At 63.9% G+C, this 18,698-nt stretch carries 22 protein-coding genes and 3 pseudogenes; 10 read left to right on the top strand and 15 right to left on the bottom strand.

Features of this window, described 5'->3' with window-relative positions:
- Positions 1-7 precede the first annotated feature (7 nt).
- Positions 8-631: a ribosome maturation factor RimP gene (gene rimP, locus HK436_RS05835; RefSeq protein WP_173188027.1), complete on the bottom strand. Its 624-nt coding sequence runs from the start codon at positions 629-631 to the stop codon at positions 8-10.
- Between the two features lie 214 nt (positions 632-845).
- Here rimP and HK436_RS05840 point away from each other — a divergent pair.
- Positions 846-1,627, top strand: a pseudogene (locus HK436_RS05840) (YiiX/YebB-like N1pC/P60 family cysteine hydrolase); the annotation flags it as partial.
- 241 nt (positions 1,628-1,868) lie between these two features.
- Positions 1,869-2,030, top strand: a complete 162-nt coding sequence (locus HK436_RS31170; protein ID WP_244648554.1) for a hypothetical protein — start codon at positions 1,869-1,871, stop codon at positions 2,028-2,030.
- 71 nt (positions 2,031-2,101) lie between these two features.
- Here HK436_RS31170 and HK436_RS31175 read toward each other — a convergent pair whose 3' ends face one another.
- The 5 genes from HK436_RS31175 to HK436_RS31180 form a co-directional block, all read right to left on the bottom strand.
- Positions 2,102-2,581 (bottom strand): sigma-70 family RNA polymerase sigma factor, encoded by a 480-nt coding sequence (locus tag HK436_RS31175; protein ID WP_244648556.1) that lies wholly within the window; start codon positions 2,579-2,581, stop codon positions 2,102-2,104.
- Positions 2,574-3,125, bottom strand: a complete 552-nt coding sequence (locus HK436_RS05850) for a hypothetical protein (protein WP_173188029.1) — start codon at positions 3,123-3,125, stop codon at positions 2,574-2,576. Before HK436_RS05850 ends, HK436_RS31175 begins: the two co-directional genes overlap by 8 nt.
- Positions 3,122-3,508 (bottom strand): hypothetical protein, encoded by a 387-nt coding sequence (locus HK436_RS05855; protein ID WP_173188031.1) that lies wholly within the window; start codon positions 3,506-3,508, stop codon positions 3,122-3,124. Before HK436_RS05855 ends, HK436_RS05850 begins: the two co-directional genes overlap by 4 nt.
- 93 nt (positions 3,509-3,601) lie before the next feature.
- Positions 3,602-4,576, bottom strand: coding sequence for a PQQ-dependent sugar dehydrogenase (locus tag HK436_RS05860; RefSeq protein ID WP_244648558.1), 975 nt, complete (start codon positions 4,574-4,576; stop codon positions 3,602-3,604).
- Positions 4,537-4,752, bottom strand: a complete 216-nt coding sequence (locus tag HK436_RS31180; RefSeq protein ID WP_244648560.1) for a hypothetical protein — start codon at positions 4,750-4,752, stop codon at positions 4,537-4,539. The genes HK436_RS05860 and HK436_RS31180 overlap by 40 nt, the downstream gene beginning before the upstream one ends.
- A 270-nt stretch (positions 4,753-5,022) precedes the next feature.
- Between HK436_RS31180 and HK436_RS05865 the strand changes: the two genes are divergently transcribed.
- Positions 5,023-6,135, top strand: a complete 1,113-nt coding sequence (locus HK436_RS05865; protein ID WP_244648562.1) for a GGDEF domain-containing protein — start codon at positions 5,023-5,025, stop codon at positions 6,133-6,135.
- A gap of 18 nt (positions 6,136-6,153) precedes the next feature.
- Here HK436_RS05865 and HK436_RS05870 read toward each other — a convergent pair whose 3' ends face one another.
- Positions 6,154-6,492, bottom strand: a complete 339-nt coding sequence (locus HK436_RS05870) for a hypothetical protein (protein WP_173188035.1) — start codon at positions 6,490-6,492, stop codon at positions 6,154-6,156.
- Between the two features lie 220 nt (positions 6,493-6,712).
- Between HK436_RS05870 and HK436_RS05875 the strand changes: the two genes are divergently transcribed.
- Positions 6,713-8,494 (top strand): sensor domain-containing diguanylate cyclase, encoded by a 1,782-nt coding sequence (locus HK436_RS05875; protein WP_173188037.1) that lies wholly within the window; start codon positions 6,713-6,715, stop codon positions 8,492-8,494.
- A gap of 15 nt (positions 8,495-8,509) precedes the next feature.
- On the opposite strand, the gene upp is transcribed toward HK436_RS05875, so the two are convergent.
- A complete protein-coding gene (gene upp / locus HK436_RS05880; RefSeq protein WP_173188039.1) occupies positions 8,510-9,139 on the bottom strand; it encodes a uracil phosphoribosyltransferase in 630 nt (209 codons plus the stop codon).
- A 93-nt stretch (positions 9,140-9,232) separates the two neighbouring features.
- Positions 9,233-10,213 carry an adenosine deaminase gene (locus HK436_RS05885; protein ID WP_173188041.1) on the bottom strand — a complete coding sequence of 327 codons (981 nt, stop codon included), beginning with the start codon at positions 10,211-10,213 and terminating at the stop codon, positions 9,233-9,235.
- Between the two features lie 112 nt (positions 10,214-10,325).
- On the opposite strand from HK436_RS05885, the pseudogene ubiE reads away from it, so the two are divergent.
- The 6 genes and pseudogenes from ubiE to HK436_RS05915 all read left to right on the top strand — a co-directional run bounded on the left by ubiE (position 10,326) and on the right by HK436_RS05915 (position 15,185).
- Positions 10,326-11,101, top strand: a pseudogene (gene ubiE, locus HK436_RS05890) (bifunctional demethylmenaquinone methyltransferase/2-methoxy-6-polyprenyl-1,4-benzoquinol methylase UbiE).
- Positions 11,102-11,114: 13 nt separating this feature from the next.
- A pseudogene (gene ubiB / locus HK436_RS05895) lies at positions 11,115-12,687 on the top strand (2-polyprenylphenol 6-hydroxylase).
- Between the two features lie 76 nt (positions 12,688-12,763).
- On the top strand, positions 12,764-13,006 hold the full coding sequence (locus tag HK436_RS05900; RefSeq protein ID WP_173188042.1) for a FitA-like ribbon-helix-helix domain-containing protein: 243 nt from the start codon (positions 12,764-12,766) through the stop codon (positions 13,004-13,006).
- Positions 13,003-13,413 (top strand): type II toxin-antitoxin system VapC family toxin, encoded by a 411-nt coding sequence (locus tag HK436_RS05905; protein ID WP_173188043.1) that lies wholly within the window; start codon positions 13,003-13,005, stop codon positions 13,411-13,413. The genes HK436_RS05900 and HK436_RS05905 overlap by 4 nt, the downstream gene beginning before the upstream one ends.
- Before the next feature lie 18 nt (positions 13,414-13,431).
- Positions 13,432-14,658, top strand: coding sequence for a bifunctional phosphopantothenoylcysteine decarboxylase/phosphopantothenate--cysteine ligase CoaBC (gene coaBC, locus HK436_RS05910; protein ID WP_173188044.1), 1,227 nt, complete (start codon positions 13,432-13,434; stop codon positions 14,656-14,658).
- Positions 14,655-15,185: a GNAT family N-acetyltransferase gene (locus HK436_RS05915; RefSeq protein WP_173188045.1), complete on the top strand. Its 531-nt coding sequence runs from the start codon at positions 14,655-14,657 to the stop codon at positions 15,183-15,185. Before coaBC ends, HK436_RS05915 begins: the two co-directional genes overlap by 4 nt.
- Before the next feature lie 4 nt (positions 15,186-15,189).
- Here HK436_RS05915 and HK436_RS05920 read toward each other — a convergent pair whose 3' ends face one another.
- From HK436_RS05920 to deoA, 6 genes are read right to left on the bottom strand one after another with little or no spacing between them, the layout of a single operon-like run.
- Entirely contained in the window at positions 15,190-15,579 is a 390-nt protein-coding gene (locus HK436_RS05920) for a VOC family protein (protein ID WP_173188046.1), read from the bottom strand.
- A 19-nt stretch (positions 15,580-15,598) separates the two neighbouring features.
- Positions 15,599-15,961: a VOC family protein gene (locus HK436_RS05925; RefSeq protein ID WP_173188047.1), complete on the bottom strand. Its 363-nt coding sequence runs from the start codon at positions 15,959-15,961 to the stop codon at positions 15,599-15,601.
- Positions 15,958-16,527: an SRPBCC family protein gene (locus HK436_RS05930; RefSeq protein ID WP_173188048.1), complete on the bottom strand. Its 570-nt coding sequence runs from the start codon at positions 16,525-16,527 to the stop codon at positions 15,958-15,960. Before HK436_RS05930 ends, HK436_RS05925 begins: the two co-directional genes overlap by 4 nt.
- Before the next feature lie 3 nt (positions 16,528-16,530).
- A complete protein-coding gene (locus HK436_RS05935) occupies positions 16,531-16,974 on the bottom strand; it encodes an SRPBCC family protein (protein ID WP_173188050.1) in 444 nt (147 codons plus the stop codon).
- On the bottom strand, positions 16,971-17,321 hold the full coding sequence (locus HK436_RS05940) for an ArsR/SmtB family transcription factor (protein WP_173188052.1): 351 nt from the start codon (positions 17,319-17,321) through the stop codon (positions 16,971-16,973). The genes HK436_RS05935 and HK436_RS05940 overlap by 4 nt, the downstream gene beginning before the upstream one ends.
- 60 nt (positions 17,322-17,381) lie before the next feature.
- Entirely contained in the window at positions 17,382-18,698 is a 1,317-nt protein-coding gene (deoA, locus tag HK436_RS05945) for a thymidine phosphorylase (RefSeq protein WP_173188054.1), read from the bottom strand.

Consider the following 18,698-nt stretch of genomic DNA (forward strand, 5'->3'; position numbering starts at 1 on the left):
GCTCGTCTCAGTTGTCGTTATCGGGCTCGTGTTCGGCAGCGTCGTCTTCTTCCGCGCCGCTTTTCTTCTTGGCCTGCTGGCGGGCCTGCTTGTCCTTCTTCAACGCCTCGTCGATGAGGTCGTCGGTCAGGATCAGCCTTGCCTCGGCAATCGCGTCCCAGGGCACGGTCACCACCGGCTCGTCGCCGTAGCTCGCCTGATCGCGCTCGATCGTGACAGCCTCGCCGTCGGTCGACGCGATTTTGCCGCGAAAACGCTTGCGCTCGGCAACCATGACCGCCGTTTCCATCTTGATCAGATGGCCAAGAGCCGCCTCGAAATCGGACTTGCGCACCAGCGGCCTGTCGATACCAGGCGAGGACACTTCAAGATGATACGCCTTGTCGATGGGATCTTCCACATCGAGCACCGGCGAAATGGCGCGGCTGACTTCCTCGCAACCTTCGACATCCATCGTGCCGTCCTTGCGCTCGGCCATGATCTGCAGCGTCAGGCCGTTCTGGCCGGAGAGGCGCACGCGCACCAGCCGAAAACCGATCGTGTCGAGCACAGGCATGATGATCGACGCGACTCGCGCGTCGACGCCAGTCTCGCGAATGATGCGATCATCGCCGGAAGCAGATTCTGCCATTTCGTCTCCAGACGCCGGTTAACAAAAAAGAGCGGGACCGGGTGGACCCACTCTTCGCCATACCGACCAAGAATTTGACGTTGATATAGACGAGACGGCGCAGCTTATCAAGGTCGCTCGGCGGCAATGCGCCAACTGCGTCTTCGGCCTTTGCGCTTCGGAGCCCGACTTGATAGCGTGCCGCGCGCTTTCGACGAACGCTACCCGGCACAGGATGACCCAGCAAACCGACACGCTCCTCGACCGCCTCGGCCGCTTTCTGGCGCGCCGGTTGCAGACGGAATCCTCCGGCTACGAACCCTACACGCCTTCAGACCCCGAAACGCTGCGGCGCACATTGCAGCCCGGCGACATCCTGCTGATCGAGGGCAACCAGAAGATATCGGCCGCGATCAAATATCTGACGCAGTCGACCTGGTCGCACGCGGCACTTTACGTCGGCGATGCACTGGACGAACCGGAGGACGGCTCGGAGCGGCCGCGCCTCATCGAGGTCAATCTGGGCGAAGGCTGCGTTGCCGTGCCGCTGTCGAAATACCAGACCTACAACACCCGCATCTGCCGGGCGCTGGGGCTGACGCCGGAAGACCGCAAACATGTCGTCGAGTTCATGACCTCGCGGCTGGGCCTGAAATACGACACCAAGAACATCCTCGACATGCTGCGCTATTTCCTGCCGACGCCGCCGGTACCGGTGCGCTGGCGCAGACGCATGCTGGCCTTCGGATCGGGCGACCCGACGCGAGCGATCTGCTCGTCGATGATCGCGGAGGCCTATGGCGAGATCGGCTATCCGATCCTTCCTGAAATCACCCGGGCGCCGGGCAGGGCGTCGGCCCAGTCCAGTTTCTCGCGGGCGGAAATCATGCATATCCGCCACCACTCGCTTTATACGCCGCGCGACTTCGACCTCTCCCCTATTTCCAGATCGTCAAGCCGACACTGGTCTATGGGTTCGACTACAAGCAGGTCGTGTGGGGCGAAGCGCCGGCGGGCGATACCGGCGTTCAGCCAGTCGAATCGCTACCGGCAGATACGGGGAAGCAACCGAGCCCAAATCCGCCTCGGGCTGAAACCGAATATGGGCAAGTTTGTCGGGATTGCGCACCACGTATATCCCCGCGATCAGGCCGTTTTCGTCGAGCTCCAGGCTCATCGTCTGGTCGAGTTGTCCGTCCAGCGCGATCACCAGACCCGGCAGGTCGTTGATGCGCGCCAGTTCGGAACTGGCCACACGATGTTCGAGCTGCTTCTGTGCCAGACCATAAAGAAGACGGGCGACCTTATCGGCACCCCTGACGACCTGCAGCGCAGCGGTGACCTTGCCGCCCCCGTCGGATACGAACTCGACCTCATCCGCGAGCAGGCGCTTGAAGGGCTCCAGGTCGCCACTGGCTAATGTCTGCATGAAGCTCTGCTGGAACCGGTCGACATCGCCTGCGCTGGGCCGGAATCTCTGCCCGGACGCAGTCAGCGCCGACCTTGCCCTTGTCGCCATCTTGCGGCACGCCGCGGGGAGCGCTGGAGCGTGTCGGCAATCTCGTGGAACGGCATCTCGAACAGGTCGTGCAGGAACAGCACCGCCCGCTCCAAAGGCGACAGGCGCTCGAGGGCGCGCATGACGCCGAATGAAATGTCCAGCGCCGTCTCGCCGACTTCAGGATCAACGATGCCGGCTTTCTCGATGAGCGGCTCCGGCAACCAGGGGCCGACATAGGTTTCGCGCCTCGCGCGCGCGGACTTCAACCGATCGAGGCACAGATTGGTCACGATCCGCGACAGAAACCGCCCGGCATCAAGGGGCTCGGGCGAGGCCTGGAAACGGATCCATGCATCCTGCACAACGTCTTCGGCCTCGCCTACCGACCCGAGATGCCTGTAGGCAAGGCGCAGCAGTCGCTGCCGATGGGCGAGATAGGCCTCGAGACGACGTTCCTCACCTTCAGCCATCTGCCGCCACCCCTTCGCTTTGAGCCTTGAGCGCGGCAAGGACCGGCTCGCAGGCATTCCCGTGGCCCAGCCCGCGCTTCAACAGTGGGTAGAACATGCCGGATACAGTGGCAGCCGCAAGTCCGGCAAGTCCTTCCTCGCCCCAGCGCGCGCGGCACTCCTCGACCAGCTCCATGTGGTCGGGATGGTTGCCTATAAGCGCCTCGGCGTATCGGCTTGCGAACCGCATCGGTTCGGGAACGGCATCGGCGGGCCCGGCCAGCAGCGCGACGACATTGCCTCGTTCGACGCCCGCCTCCAGCGCCATCGCAACGGCGAGCCGCAGGCACGAACCGCAATCGGCGTGACGCACCGCCGTAATCTTGGCCGCGTAGTAGGCATCTCGCGGTGCCCCGAAGGTGTGGCTGGTAAAGAGCGAGACCAGCCCCAGCTTGACCCCGCCGGCGGGGTCCAGTTCGGCCACGTCTTCGAGGTAACTGGCGTCGTAGTCGTAACGCCGGCCGAATCGATCGAATGCGGCCTTCAGGATTGTGGCGAGCATCATGCACGCTCCCCGTTCGGTATCGTGGGTGCCGACTTCAAGGCGACCAACGGCAGCAGGGCCGGCAACACTATGGTCGTCAGGTCTCTCACGGCAGCGGTCGCCGTCGTGCCGTGGGCGATCATTTCGACAACATGCAGTGCAGCGTGGCCTCCAAGAAAGACCAATGCCGGAAGCAGCGCGCTCCGGTGGCCGCGCGCTACAAGCACCAGCGCCATCGCCGACGCCAGGAAGCCGAGACCTATATCGCGAATGAAATGGACGTTAATCGGCCCCGTGTGCTCGACATCGGGAACAACAGAATACCAGGTTTCGGGCGCTGCGAGCATCACAGCCCCGTTCATGCCGTGATAGGCGGCCAGAACAAAAAGCAGGGTTCGTGTCATGTCAGTTTCCTTTCACTGACATGACGAGATAGCCGCCAGAAGTGTGACCCGGAATTTCGTCCCGGCTGCCGAACCCTCTCGATGAAGGCCTGCTCAGTCGGCAGGCGCGATGCGCAGGATGCCGCCGTTCTGCTCGTCTGTCGCCACGTAAATCGCGCCGTCCGGCCCTTCGGCAACGTCGCGGATGCGCAGACCGAGCGGCTCGAGCAGTCGTTCCTCGTGGGTGACGCTGTCGCCATCGAGTTCCAGCCGCACGAGCGCCGTCGAGGCAAGGCCGCCGACGAAAAGGTCGCCCTGCCATTCCTCAAATGCATCACCGCCGTAGAACATCATGCCCGAAGGCGCGATGACCGGGGTCCATGTGTAGATGGCGTCGACCATGCCCTCCGCGGTTTCCAGTCCCTCGCCGATGGTGCCGCCACTATATTCGACGCCGAGCGTGACCAGCGGCCAGCCGTAATTCGCTCCCGGCTCGATGATGTTGAGTTCATCGCCTCCGCGCGGACCATGCTCGATCTCCCACAAGAGCCCGGTTTCGGGATGGAGGGCTGCGGCCTGCACGTTGCGTACGCCATAGGCCCAGATTTCGGGCAACGTGTCGTCCTGGCCTACAAATGGATTGTCGTCGGGCACGCTGCCGTCGGGATTGATGCGCACGATCTTGCCGAGGTGGGAGTCCAGATCCTGCGCCTGTCCGCGAAACTGCGCCTGCGAACGCTCGCCGAGCGTGACGTAGAGATGGCCCTCGCCGTCGAAAACCAGCCGCGATCCGAAATGCGCCCGGCTCTGCACCTTGGGCTGCTGACTGAAGATGATCTCGACATCTTCGAGCGCCGACAAGTCTTCATTCAGACGACCGCGCGCAACCGCCGTACCGTTGCCGCCCTCGCCCGCCTCGGCGAAGCTGAGATAGACAAGCCGGTTTTCCTGAAACTGCGGGTCGAGCGCAACATCCAGAAGGCCGCCCTGTCCCCGCGCATCGACCTCCGGCACCCCTTCGACGGGTTCCGAAACGGATCCGTCGCTGGCTACACGGCGAAGATTCCCGGGGCGCTCGGTGACGAGCATGCCACCATCCCCGGCAGGAAAGCAATTGCCCATGGGTGGCTGAGGCCCGAGGCAATTGTCGAGACCTGGATCGCGCCGGTTTCGGTCTCGAAGGTTTCCTCGACCGCATAGGCTTGAGATGACACGCCTGCAACGGTCAGCGATGCAACCAGCGTGTGAAACAGATAGCGGTGCATATGTGGTCCCTCTCGATTTCACGGACGTGGCAACTGGCTCCATACTTAAGGCGCGGCGGTGGCATGTGTTCCGCTTCACGGAATGTTGTTGGTGTATTGTGATTACGTCACGGCATGCTAATGGAAGCGAAGGTCGGGCGCTGGGGACTACTGAACTTAACCTACGCTTAATGACGTAGGGTTAGCTTGATTCAAATGTGGGTGCGGATAGCGCAACGGTCCGCAGGGTGGCCTGCGCGGCCATTTACGCGTGCATGGCGAGGGACGGGTTTGGGGACAGGTAGGCCAACGACACAGGCGCCGGACGAGCCGGAGCCACGCCGCGCCGAGGGGGCAGGCAATCGCCCCGATGCCGCGGCAACCGTCGTTTTGACGATGCGCCAGCTCGGGGTCGTGCCGCTGCCGCGCAATTACGAACTGTTCTACGAAGCCGTGACCGCCGGGAACAAGGAGCTGTCCGATGCGCTTTCGGCGCTCGGCGCACGCCCGACACAGAAGCAGCTCGACGAGATCGCGCGTCGGTTCCTGTCACGCCCGAATGAAGGCGACGCCGACGAAGCACGCGATTCGATCACGACCAAGCTGGACGAGATCATCACGCTCCTCAAAAAGGAGCGGTCTTCGATGGAGACCTACAGCAAGATCCTGGGCGAAACGTCGAACGGTCTCGGAAACAGACAGGCCATTACACGCGAATTTCTGGAGAAAATCGTCGGGGTCACCGCGACGGCCACGCGCGCGTCTATCGAGAACCGCAGCCATATCGTCTCCTCCATCACCAACAAGTCGGAGGAGCTGCGGGAGGTCAAATCCAAGCTCGAGGAATACAGGCGCCTTGCGGAAACGGATGCGCTGACCCAGTTGCAGAACAGGCGAGCCTTCGACCAGGCAATCGCAGGCATCTACGACAGCAATCGCGGCATCGCCTTCGGCGCGCTGATCCTCGCGGACATCGACAGCTTCAAGTCGGTCAACGATCGCTTCGGGCATCCGGTCGGCGACCGCATCATCCAGATCGTCGCCAGCATCATGCGCTCCACGGTCAAGGAGCGTACATTCGTCGCCAGGACGGGCGGAGAGGAATTTGCCGTTATCCTCGAAGGCTCAGGAGAGGAAGCCACCGCGCGGGTGGCCGAAGAAATCCGGCAGGCCGTGATGGAAGCGCCGTTCGTGAACGTTGCGAAGGGCACCAATTACGGCCCGATCACGATTTCGCTCGGCATCTGCATGGCCACGCAGGCCCAAGGGCCGGACGACCTTTATGTGAAGGCCGACCGCGCACTCTATGCTTCCAAGTCCGCAGGGCGTAACCGCGTCACGCGTTTCTCGGCGCTATCTGCCAACAACTTCGCCAAAAACTGGCTGATCTATCGCGGCGACTAGCCGGCGCGCGGGCAGCAATCAGCGTGCGGAAAGGTAGGGTCCGACGGTGATCAGGCCTATTGCCGCGATGGCCGCCAGAATGCCCAGTCCCTGAAGCGCGTTCACCTTCTCGCCGAACCACAGGAAAGCGACGAGGTTGACCGCGACAAGCTGAATGACGGCGGAGAGGCTGAGAGCCACACCCATGCCGAACTCGCGGATCAGGCGCAGCATGATCAGGTTGCCCGCCGTATAAAGCGCAAGGACGAGAGCAAGCCGCCAGTGGGTGGGGGTTATCGTCCAGCCTTTGGCGGCGCTGGCTGCCAGCACGAAGATCACGGTCGACGCGCCGAGTTGAAACAGTCCTGAGTAGGTCACGACGCCTCCGGGCAAACGGAAAGGAAACGCGGCCCGTAGAAAGCCAGCGCATTTCGACGCTCTGCGCCCGCGCCGACGTTCCGTCAATAGGCTGCCTTCGCAAAGCCTGTCGGCGGCTGCACCGCGATGGCTGTCTTTTAACTAAAGTTCGGATACATACCGTCCTTCAGGCAGGGGAAAGGCTTGGGCTGTTCGCCCAAGCTGCGGGACCGGGGTATTCATGGCAGCCAGTATTCTGACGTCGCTGAAGCAAAAATTCGCGGCCAGTCTGCGCCTGCGCGTGCTTGTCCTGACGCTGGCGGCGTTCGTCACGGTCGCGATTCCGGCCGCTCTTGCCTTCACATGGATCGTCGACCGGACGGTCGTCACGCTGGGCACGCTTTTTGCCGAGCGGCAGATCCTCTACGACCGCTATCGCGGCCTTGAGGCGCTGCGGCGCGAGGTAGCGCTGGCCGAGACGCTGATGCGCTCGCCGACGATCATCGACTGGGCTCGCAACGAGTTCGGTGACGACAGCAAGGCGCGCGGGATTGCCGAGCTGGAGCATTTCCGGCGAACGTTCATCGACCGCAGCTACTTCTTCATCGTCGGCTCGTCCGGCAACTACTATTTCAACGACCAGGACGGCACCTACACCGGCGACCAGCTACGCTACGCGGTGTCCCCGGCCAATCCAAGCGACGATTGGTACTACAAGACGCTCGCCGCCGGCCCCGGCTGCCATCTCAACGTCAACCACGACGTCGTGCTGGCAGTCACCAAGGTGTGGATGAATTGCGTCATCGAGGAGGATGGCGACGTGCTCGGCGTCGTCGGCACAGGCATCGACCTGACCACCTTCCTGCGCGAGGTCGTCGAGAGCGACCAGCCCGGCGTGGAGAGCATGTTCGTGGACCGGTCGGGCGCGGTGCAGGCCAGCCGGGACGCCAGCCTGATCGATTTCCGCAGCCTGACCAAGGACGACAGCGACAAGAAGACGTTCTTCCGTTTCCTCGATACGGAAGGCGACCGCGCAACGTTCGCGGCCATGATGGACGCGGTGGCTGAGCAAGGTGACGGCAAGGCGCAGGCACGCTTCCTGAAGGTGAACGGCACGGACATGCTCGTCGGTGTCGGCCACCTCCGTGAGCTCGGCTGGTACAACGTCACGCTGATGGACGTCGGCACGATCATAGATCGGCGCCTTTTCGGCCCCATAGCCTGCCTGATCGGGCTGGTGATGCTCGTTGCAGCCGGGCTGGTCACCTACCTCTTCAAGCGCAGCGTGCTTGACCGGCTGGCGCGCACCGAAACCGTCGTGCGACGCATCGAGGCTGGCGACTTTTCACAGGCCGCCGACGAAAAGGGCTCGGACGAGATCGCACGGCTGGCACGGACCCTGAACGTGATGGCGCGGACAGTCGGAACCGACCGGGCCATGCTGGAAGCCGCCGTTCGCCAGCGCACGGAGCAGCTAGAGCGGATCGCCTATGTCGACCAGCTCAGCGGCGTACTGAACCGGCGCGGCTTCGTGGAAGCTTTCGCGCAGGAAGAAAGGCGCATGACCATCAATGCGCCGCGCCCAGGCCTGCTGATCCTCGATATCGACCACTTCAAGTCCGTCAATGACGGCCATGGCCATGTGGTCGGCGATGTCGTCATCGCCGAGGTCGCGCAGCGGCTGCTTGAAGTGACCCGCGAACAGGATCTGTGTGCCCGCTGGGGCGGCGACGAGTTCGTGGTGATCCTCAAGGCCTGCGACATGCGCTCGCTGGCAGCCATCGGCGACAAGATACTCAATACGATCCGCGCGCGCCCAATCGATATCGCCGGCGGCCCGAAGCTGCGCGTCACGACATCCATCGGTGCGCATCTCGTCAGCGTCTCGGACACGCTCGAAAGTGCCGCCAGCAAGGCAGACCACGCACTCTATGCGGCCAAGCAACAGGGCCGCAATCGCATGGTCGTCTACGATCCGGCCGCGCACGGCGAAGCAAAGTCAGTGAGCCGGGTGGTCGCTTAGAGGACCGTCGGGCACTTATTTGGTGCCGTACATCCTGTCTCCGGCATCGCCGAGGCCCGGCACGATGTAGCCCTTTTCGTTGAGCTTCTCGTCGATCGAGGCTGTGAAGACGGGCACGTCGGGGTGGGCCGAGGTGAAGCGCTCGATGCCCTCGGGCGCGGCCAGCAGGCAGAGGAAGCGCAGATTGGTCGCGCCGCGCTGTTTGAGCTTGTCGACGGCCGCGATGGCCGAATTCGCCGTCGCGAGCATCGGGTCCACCACGATGACGAGGCGATCCTCAAGGTCGCCCGGCGCCTTGAAGAAATATTCCACGGCTTCCAGCGTGTCGTGATCGCGGTAGAGGCCGATATGGGCGACGCGGGCGGCCGGCACCAGGTCGAGCATGCCGTCGAGCAGGCCGTTGCCGGCACGCAGCACCGAAGCGAACACAAGCTTCTTGCCCTCGAGCGTCGGCGCTTCCATCGGCATCAGCGGTGTCTCGATGGTGCGTGTGGTCAGGTCCAGCTCGCGCGTGACCTCGTAGCATAAGAGCAGCGAAATCTCGCGCAGCAGGCGGCGAAAGCTGGCCGTCGAGGTTTCCTTGTCGCGCATGATGGTGAGCTTGTGCTGGACAAGCGGGTGATCGACCACGGTTACGCCATTCATGTGCCTTGCTCTCCGAAATCCGTTGATTGCCGGCGATATTAACGACTGCGCGGCAAAGGAGATACCGTGCGCGTTTCGACAACCACAAATTTGTCAGTGACGCGATGCGGGCGCATCGAGCCTTGCCAGCAACGCGGCCCGCGTCTTGCGGTCGACGAAAGCGGCCTCGATCGCGGCGCGCGTGATCTGGTTCAAATCCTTGCCGGAAAGACCGAAATGCTCGGCCGCGACCTCGTATTCGCGCTTCAGCGACGTCCAGAAATAGGGTGGATCGTCGGAGTTCAGCGTGACCTTGCAGCCTGCCTTGCGCAGCGCGGGGAACGGGTGCTCGGCAAAGGACGGGAAGACCTTCAGTTCGATGTTCGAGACCGGACAGACCTCGAGCACGATGCCTTCGGCGGCGATGCGCCTGACGAGATCCGGGTTTTCAATCGCGCGAACGCCGTGGCCGATACGTGACGGTCGCAGATGGTCGAGCGCGGCCTGCACGCTTTCCCAGCCCGCCAGCTCGCCGGCATGGACGGTGATGCCGAGGCCTGCCTCGCGCGCGATCTCGAAGGCGCGGACGTAATCCTCGACCTCGCCGAAGCGCTCGTCGCCCGCCATGCCGTAGCCCGTGACCAGCGGATGGCCGCATTTGGCCGCAAAGCGGGCCGCGGCCTCGACCGATTCGACCCCGAAATGCCGCACGCCCGTGACGATCATGCGGCCTTCGATGCCGGTCTTGGCCTTGGCGCGCATCATGCCTTCGCCGAGCGCATCGGTATACGCCTTCGGCGAAAGACCGGCCTTGGTGGCGTGGTCGGGCGAGGTGAAGACCTCGGAATAGATCGCGCCGTCGCGCGCCAGGCCGGTCAGGTAGTGCTCGGTGAGCTTGGCGTAGTCCTCTTCCGTGCGGAACAGGTCGGCAGCGAAATCGTAGGCGGCGAGAAAGGACGTGAAGTCGTGCCAGACGAAAGATCCGTCACGGATGAAAGGCTCGACCGGCTTGTCGTATTTGCGTGCCTGTTCGATCACCAGGTCGGGCGCGGCGGCGCCTTCCACATGGCAGTGCAGTTCGGCCTTCAGCGCCATCGCTTTCTCCTCGTCTCGCCGCTGCGAGGCGCGGCCGTTCATCGCGGCTTCGACAATAGCGCCCCGTTCCGCGATCGGCTATGGTCCGGCCAAAATTCGAACAGGTGAGCATATGTCGGAACAGCGCACGACCGCCACGGGCGGCATGGAGACGGCCTACGGCTTTCGCGAGGTCGGCGCTGGCGAGAAGCAGGAGCTCGTCAACGACGTGTTCCACAAGGTTGCCAACCGCTACGACCTGATGAACGACCTGATGTCGGGCGGTCTGCACCGTCTCTGGAAGGATGCGATGGTGGCCTGGCTGAACCCACCAAGGCGGCCCGGCTGGCGTGTGCTGGACGTTGCAGGCGGCACCGGCGACATCGCTTTCCGCATCATCGAGGCTTCACAGCGCAATGCTCACGCCACGGTGCTGGACATCAACGGGTCGATGCTGGCAGTTGGCCGCGACCGGGCAGAGCAGCGCGGCATCGCCCAGCATATCGATTTCGTCGAGGCGAATGCCGAGGAATTGCCCTTCGACGACCGGACTTTCGACGCCTATACGATCGCGTTTGGCATCCGCAACGTGCCGCGCATCGATGTTGCGCTTGCCGAAGCGTTTCGCGTTCTGAAGCCGGGGGGCGTCTTCTCTGTCTCGAATTCTCCGAGGTGCAGATGCCGCTTCTGGACAAGGCCTATGAGGCATGGTCCTTCAACGCCATTCCGCGCATCGGCGAAATGGTGGCCGGCGAGGGCGAACCCTATCGCTATCTGGTCGAATCGATCGCCAAGTTCCCCAACCAGGAGAATTTCGCGGCGATGATCCGGAAAGCAGGCTTCGACCGCGTGACCTGGCGCGATTATTCGGGCGGCATTGCGGCGCTTCATTCGGGCTGGAAGCTTTGAAGCAGGCGGCCGTATGAGCACTTTGGGCGCCTATTTCCGGCTCGTTCGCGCCGGCTGGATTCTCGCGCGCGAAGGCGTGTTCGCAGCCCTGCCAGGCGACCAGCTCACCGGCGCGCCCCGAATGGCATGGCGCACGGCGAAACTGCTTGCGCGGCGCAAGGTGAAGAACCGCGAGCGCAGCCAGAGGATGTCGCTTGCCGTCGATCGGCTGGGCCCCTCCTACGTGAAGCTCGGCCAGTTCCTGGCGACGCGCCCGGACGTCGTCGGTGCCGATGTGGCGACGGACCTTGCCAATCTCCAGGACCGGATGAAGACCTTCCCGACCGCGGAAGCTGTCGCCGAGATCGAGGAATCGCTGGGCCGGCCGATCACTGAACTCTACCGTCACTTCGACGCGCCAATCGCCGCCGCATCGATCGCGCAGGTGCATCCGGCAGCCGTTCTGCGGGATGGCAGCGAGACGAAAGTCGCGGTGAAGGTGATCCGGCCGGGGTGCGCCGGCGCTTCTTCAACGACCTGGAGAGCTATTTCATCGCCGCGCGGATGCAGGAGCGCTTCATGCCTTCCTCGCGCAGGCTGAAGCCCGTCGAGGTGACGCAGACGCTTGCGCAGACGACCAAGATCGAAATGGATCTGCGGCTCGAAGCGGCCGCATTGTCCGAGCTGGGCGAGAACACGCGCGACGACCCGGGCTTCCGCGTGCCTTGGGTGGACTGGGAGCGCACCGGGCGCGATGTCGTCACCATGGAGTGGATCGACGGCGTCAAGATGAACGACATCGATGGCCTGCGCGCCGCGGGCACACCCTCAAGGCGCTGGCGGCATCGCTGATCCAGTCGTTCCTGCGCCACACGCTTCGCGACGGGTTCTTCCATGCCGACATGCACCCCGGCAACCTGTTCGTGGAAGCGGACGGGACCATCGTCGCCGTCGACCTCGGCATTGCCGGGCGGCTCGGAAAGAAGGAACGTCGGTTCCTCGCCGAAATCCTCTACGGCTTCATCACGCGCGATTATCTGCGCGTCGCCGAGGTGCATTTCGAGGCCGGCTACGTGCCGCGCACCCACGACGTGCACGCCTTCGCGCAGGCGATCCGCGCCATCGGCGAACCGATCCACGGGCAGCCGGCCGAAACCATCTCCATGGCGCGGCTGCTGACCCTGCTGTTCGAGGTGACCGAGCTATTCGACATGCAGACCCGGACCGAGCTGGTACTGCTGCAGAAGACCATGGTGGTGGTGGAGGGCGTGGCGCGCACGCTCGACCCCGCCTTCAACATGTGGAAGACGTCGGAGCCGGTGGTGGGCGACTGGATCCGGGCCAATCTCGGGCCGCGCGGCATGCTCGAAGACGCCCGCGACGGCGTCGGCGCGCTGGTTTCGCTGGCCCGCCAGGCACCCGACCTTGCTGCGCGCACCGAGCGGTTGTCGCGCGAGATCGACGCGATGGCCGAAAACGGACTTCGTTTCGACGACGAAACGGCCGACAAGATCGGACGCGCCGAGGCTCGGCGGACGCGATCCGGGCGGATAGCACTATGGATCATCGCGGCGACGTTGATCTGGATCGCGGTGCAGCTCGGGTAGGGCAATTTGACTGCAATGCTAGCAATGCTTACATTGATAGCATTCTCGAATGACAATTTCGGCAAGGGGTCAGTCAGTGAGCACTTTGACGATCCGTAATCTCGATCCAAATGTGAAGTACCAGTTGCGCAAGCTCGCCGCGGAGCATGGAGTGTCCATGGAACAGGAGGCGAGGGATGCCTTGGCACGCGGCGTTGCAGTCGAGCAGCCTCGCCGCAAGCCGTCGATAGAAGCGCTAACCCAACTTGGGAGGAAGCCGGATAAGCCGTTCGACTTGAAGAAGGTGAGCGACGAGATGTGGGATGAAGGGCTGCGTTGATTCTCCTCGTTGTGGATACGTCAGCCATCATCGCAGTTCTCAACGACGAGCCCGATTCACCCGTCTTCAAGCAGGCTTTTCATGAGGCCGACCAGGCACTGATCAGTTCGGCGACGCTGTTCGAGGCGACCTGCGTCGCGACGGCGGAAAGATTCAGCGATCGCAGCGAACGGCTAGACCTTCTCATCGACCTGCTCGCGCTGACCATCATACCGTTCGACAAAGATCAGCTTGCCGCTGCCCGACTGGGCTATGCCCGCTACGGCAGAGGATCGAAACACCGTGCCAACCTCAACATGGGCGATTGTTTCGCTTACGCCCTGGCCAAGACACGCGGCCTTCCACTGCTGTTCAAAGGCGACGATTTCGTCCATACCGACGTCGAGCCGGCACTGAAGCCGGCGTGACGTGATCGCGGGCGACGCATGATCCTTTCCGGCAAACGCATCCTGCTCATCATCGGCGGCGGCATCGCGGCCTACAAATGCCTCGACCTGATACGGCGCCTGCGCGAGCGCGGTGCTTCGGTGCGCTGCGTGATGACGGCTGCGGCCCAGGAATTCGTGACGCCACTGGCCGTCGGCGCGCTCTCGGCCGATCATGTGTTCAGCGACCTTTTCGACCGGCAGGACGAGCACGATGTCGGCCATATCCGCCTGTCGCGGGAGGCCGACCTTGTAGTCGTGGCGCCTGCCACCGCCGACCTGATGGCGAAGATGGCGAACGGGCTCGCCAACGACCTCGCATCGACCACGCTGATGGCCACCGACAAGAAGGTGCTGATCGCGCCGGCCATGAACCCGCGCATGTGGAGCCATCCGGCCACGCGCCGCAATCGCGCGACATTGGAGCAGGACGGCGTCGCCTTCGTCGGACCGGGGCGCGGCGAGATGGCCGAGAGCGGCGAGGCCGGTGACGGCCGCATGGCCGAACCGCTGGAGATCGTCGCCGCGATCGAGGCTCTGCTGGACGAGGCACCAAAACCGCTTGCCGGCCGCAAGATCGTGGTGACATCGGGACCGACGCACGAGCCGATCGACCCGGTGCGCTACATCGCCAACCGTTCTTCGGGCAAGCAGGGCCATGCGATCGCCGGCGCGCTAGCGCGGCTCGGCGCGGAGGTGCATCTCGTATCGGGTCCGGTGACGCTCGCCGACCCGGCCGGCGTCAATGTCATCCACGTCGAATCTGCCCGGCAGATGAAGGCCGCCGTGGAAGCGACGCTGCCTGCCGACGCCGGCGTTTTCGTTGCAGCGGTCGCCGACTGGCGCACCGAGGGCGAGGCGGGCGAGAAGATCAAGAAGGAACCGGGCAAAGGGCCGCCGGCGCTGCAGATGGTCGAGAACCCCGACATCCTGGCCACCATCGGGCACCACGCCAACCGGCCGAAACTGGTGGTTGGCTTTGCGGCAGAGACGCAGAACGTGCTCGAAAACGCCCGCGCGAAGTTGAAGAGGAAGGGCGCCGACCTGATCGTCGCCAACGACGTTTCCCATGACAGCGGCGTTAACGCGTCGGGCGTGATGGGCGGCGACCGTAATCTCGTCCGCATCGTCTCCGCCGACGGCGCCGAGGAGTGGCCGGAAATGAGCAAGAACGACGTGGCGACAAGGCTTGCCGCATTGATTGCCGAAAAGCTCGGCGGACAATGAGCACCGTTCCCGTTCTTCACACCGAGCGCCTCATCCTGAGGGAGCATCGCCCGGAAGACCTCGACGCCTATCTCGACCTCTGGACCCAGGATGACGTCGTGCGGTTCATCAGCGGTCGTCCGCTCACCAGGTCGGAATGCTGGGGTCGCATCCTGCGTTCACGGGGCCTGTGGGCCGTGCTGCGCGCCGGGTTCTGGACACTGACGGATCGAGAATCCGGCAAGCTTGTCGGGGAGGCCGGGCTGATGGACATCAAGCGCGCGATCGAACCCACGCTGGACGGCACGCTGGAGGCTGGCTGGGTCCTGCACCCTTCCGTCCAGGGAAAGGGTCTTGCGCGGGAAGCCATGACCGCCATCCTCGGCTGGGCCGATCAGAACCATCGCGGCGTTCCCCTGAGCTGCATCATCAGCGAGGGCAACACGCCTTCCGTGCAGCTCGCTGGTCGCCTCGGGTTTAAGGAAACGGCACGCGGCAGCCTGGAAGACGGAACCGTCATCCATTTCCGGCGTGCGACGGGCGCATAGGCGGTCAGCCCTCGACCAGCAGGATCAGGTTTCCGCAGCCATCTTCGAAGGTCGCCATCAATGGCATGTCCGGCCCCGGTGCGCGCGGCTCACCGCGGAAAACGACGCCGAGCCCCGTCAACCGCTCGTACTCCGCCTGCACGTCATCGCAGCCGAGCTGGGTGAAAGGGATGTCGCGCTCGTAGAGCGCCTTCTGGTAATCCCGGGCGAAATCCATGCCCGCCGGCTCCAGCAGCAGTTCCACACCGGAACCGTCGGCGGCCTCAACGGTGAGCCAGCGCGCCGCTCCGGCCGGAACGTCGTGCTTCTTCACAAAGCCCAGCCGTCCGACATAGAAATCCTCGGCCTTCTGCTGGTCTAGCACCGTCACCGAGGACAGATTGCATCGTATCATCGGGTTTGCCCTTTCGTATTCACCAGGCTCCGGTCCTTTCGTCGACGAGGTGAATGATCGACGAAGGGCTGGATACCCAGAAGCCCTTGAAATCGGAGCCCAGCGGCTCGATTTCATCGCGACGGGCGACGCCGGCCTTCGCCAGATGGTCGGCGGCGGCGTCCTTGTCGTCCATGACGATTTCCAGCCAGATTTCGGCCTGGCTCATGCCCGGCGCCTGGTCGATCCAGAGCTGGTTAGCCCCGAAGTGAAAGCCGACAGCAGGCTCGTGGCCCTCGATCTGGGCAAGGCCGATGACATCGCGATAGAAGCGCACCGTTTCTTCATACTGGTGGGGCGGCACCTTCATGGCGATGTTGCGGCCGCCTGCAAAGTCGGTCATCTGCTGTTCTCTCCGTCGATTTTGTTGAATCTGTCCCGATAGATTTCTTCGAGCCGCGCGTGAGTGCTCCAGAAGCCGCGCGGCGTGTCGCCTGCCAGCCGGTCGGCAAGGATGCCCAGATGCGCATCCCAGCCGCTGGCGACGCTGACCATTGTCTCCGGGTCGCCCAACCTGCGGTGAGTCACGACAAGCAGCACATCACGCCCTTCGGGAAAGAGCTCGAAGGTAACCTCGCTCGCACCGCTGTCGCCGGGCCATGTGTAGGCGAGGGTGCGCGGCGGATCCCATTGCGTGACCTCGCCGTGCATGGCGGGGCTGTCCTCAAAGTCGCGGTATCTTTCCGGGGTTGCCTCGTCGGACAGTTCCCGATGACGGAACAGGTGCTCGACCTGCCCGCCGGGGTGGGGCTCCATGATACCGGCAGCCAGCCAGAGCCGCCGCTTGGCGGGATCGGTGAGATAGTCCCATATGCGCTCGACCGGCCCAGGCAGCAGCTTTTCTATCCGCACCGTCGCGGGCTCGGAAACGATGCCCTGCCCGTCCTGTGTCGGATCGACCCTGAACATGGCTCAGGCCTCCAGTTGAGCCGCGAGGGCGTCGAGCATCATGGTCCAGCCCTTGCGGGTCTGCTCGCCCCACTCGGCAAAGACATCCGGCGCCATCTCGCTCGTCAGGGTCAGTTCGCATCCCTTGTCGAGACGCGCGATTTCGATCGTCACGCGGTCGTATTCCGGGCTGAACGCCAGCACCGCGAAGGTGAAGACCAGCCGTCGCGGCCGGTCGATCTCCAGATAATCGCCGGTATGTTCGATGTCGCCATCCTTGCGGTGGCTGACAAAGGCAAAGCTGCCGCCGACCCGTGCATCCACACGGCCAGTGACGGCCTCACCTTCCTCGCTGCGGAACAACCATTTGCCGGCTGTCTCCGGATCGAGCCAGGCGTCGAAGACCCGCTCCGGCGATGCGTCGAACCGGCGCTTGACCTGCAAGATGACGGGCTGACTGGCGGTCATTTCGAATTCTCCATCTCTTCGTCCTCGGCGCGCAGCAGCGCATCCAGCGCATCGAGACGGCCGGTCCAGAAGCGCTCGTAGTAGCGAAGCCAGGCCTGCGCCTCGGCGAGCCGCGCGGCGTCGAGCCTGCACAGATGCGTGCGGCCTCGTATCTCGCGGCGCACGAGGCCTGCGCCTTCCAGCACCTTCACGTGCTTGGAGGCGCCCGCGAGGCTCATAGAGAATGGCGCGGCCAGCTCGCCGATGCTTCTCTCGCCCGTCGAGAGCGTGTGCAGCATCGCCCTGCGCGTCGCATCGGACAGCGCGTGGAAGACGGCATCGAGTTGGGCGGCTTCATTTTCAACCATATGGTTTAATTAGAGCTCGCCCGACTGAATGTCAACCGATCGGTTTAATGTTTTTCTTACTCAGCTTGAGAGCGCGATGCGGCGGATAACTGGCCGAGGCATACGCGGCCTGCCCTCGCCCAGCGTGTAGGCGGCATGAACCGCCGCTTCCGCCTGGTCCGCGTCGGCTTCATTGGGCGCATGGACGATCGCCAGCGCGTCACCCTTGGCGATGTCAGTGCCGACCGGCGCGAGCGCCGTGATGCCGACAGCATGGTCGATCACGTCTTCCGGCTTCGTGCGGCCGCCGCCGAGCGCAACGACGGCGATGCCGATGTCGCGCGATGCGATTGCCGTGACGAAGCCCGACTTACCGGACTTCACCGGCCGTATGACGGGCGCCTGAGGCAGGTAGGTCTCGTACTTATCTACGAAGTCCGCCGGGCCGCCCAAAGCCGAGACCATGCGGCCGAAGACATCCGCAGCGCGACCAGACGAGAGCGCATTGCCGGCGAGGCTGTCGGCCTGACGGTGGGTGGATGCGATGCCGGCCGCGAGCAGCATCTCGGCCGCAAGCGCCAGCGTCACCTCCAGCCGGCGGTCGCGGGCGCGGCCGGTGAGGAAATCGACGGCATTGGCAACCTCGACGGCGTTGCCGGCAGCGCTTGCCAGCGGCTGGTTCATGTCGGTCATCAGCGCCGTGGTCGGCAGGCCTGCGCCGTTCGCGACCTCGACCAGGCTTTGCGCGAGCCCGGAGGCACTCTTCTTCGTTGCCATGAAAGCGCCATTGCCGGCCTTCACGTCGAGCACCAGCGACTGGAGCCCGGCAGCAAGCTTCTTCGACAGGATGGACGCGGTAATCAGCGGGATCGATTCGACCGTGCCGGTCACGTCGCGAATGGCATAGAAGCGCTTGTCGGCGGGCGCCAGATCGGCCGTCTGGCCGATGATCGCGCAGCCCACCTCGCGCACCACCTTGCGGAACAGCGCCTTGTCGGGTTGGCTGGTGTAGCCGGGGATGGCATCCATCTTGTCGAGCGTGCCGCCCGTGTGGCCAAGCCCCCTACCGGAGATCATCGGTACATAGGCGCCGCAGGTCGCGACGATGGGCGCGAGCATCAGCGAAACGTTGTCGCCGACGCCGCCCGTCGAATGCTTGTCCGTCACCGGGCCGGGCATATCCGACCAATCGAGCACAGTACCGGAATCGCGCATCGCAAGCGTCAGCGCGACGGCTTCGTCGCGCTCCATGCCGTTGAGGAAGATCGCCATGCCGAGCGCCGCGACCTGCCCCTCGGAGAAGGAACCGTCGGTAAGGCCGGCTACGAAAGCGGCGATCTCATCGGGCGTCAGCGGCTGCCGATCGCGCTTTTTCCTGACGATTTCCTGAGGGAGCAT

This window comes from Neoaquamicrobium sediminum, from assembly GCF_013240295.1.
Taxonomy (GTDB): Bacteria; Pseudomonadota; Alphaproteobacteria; order Rhizobiales; family Rhizobiaceae; genus Aerobium; species Aerobium sediminum.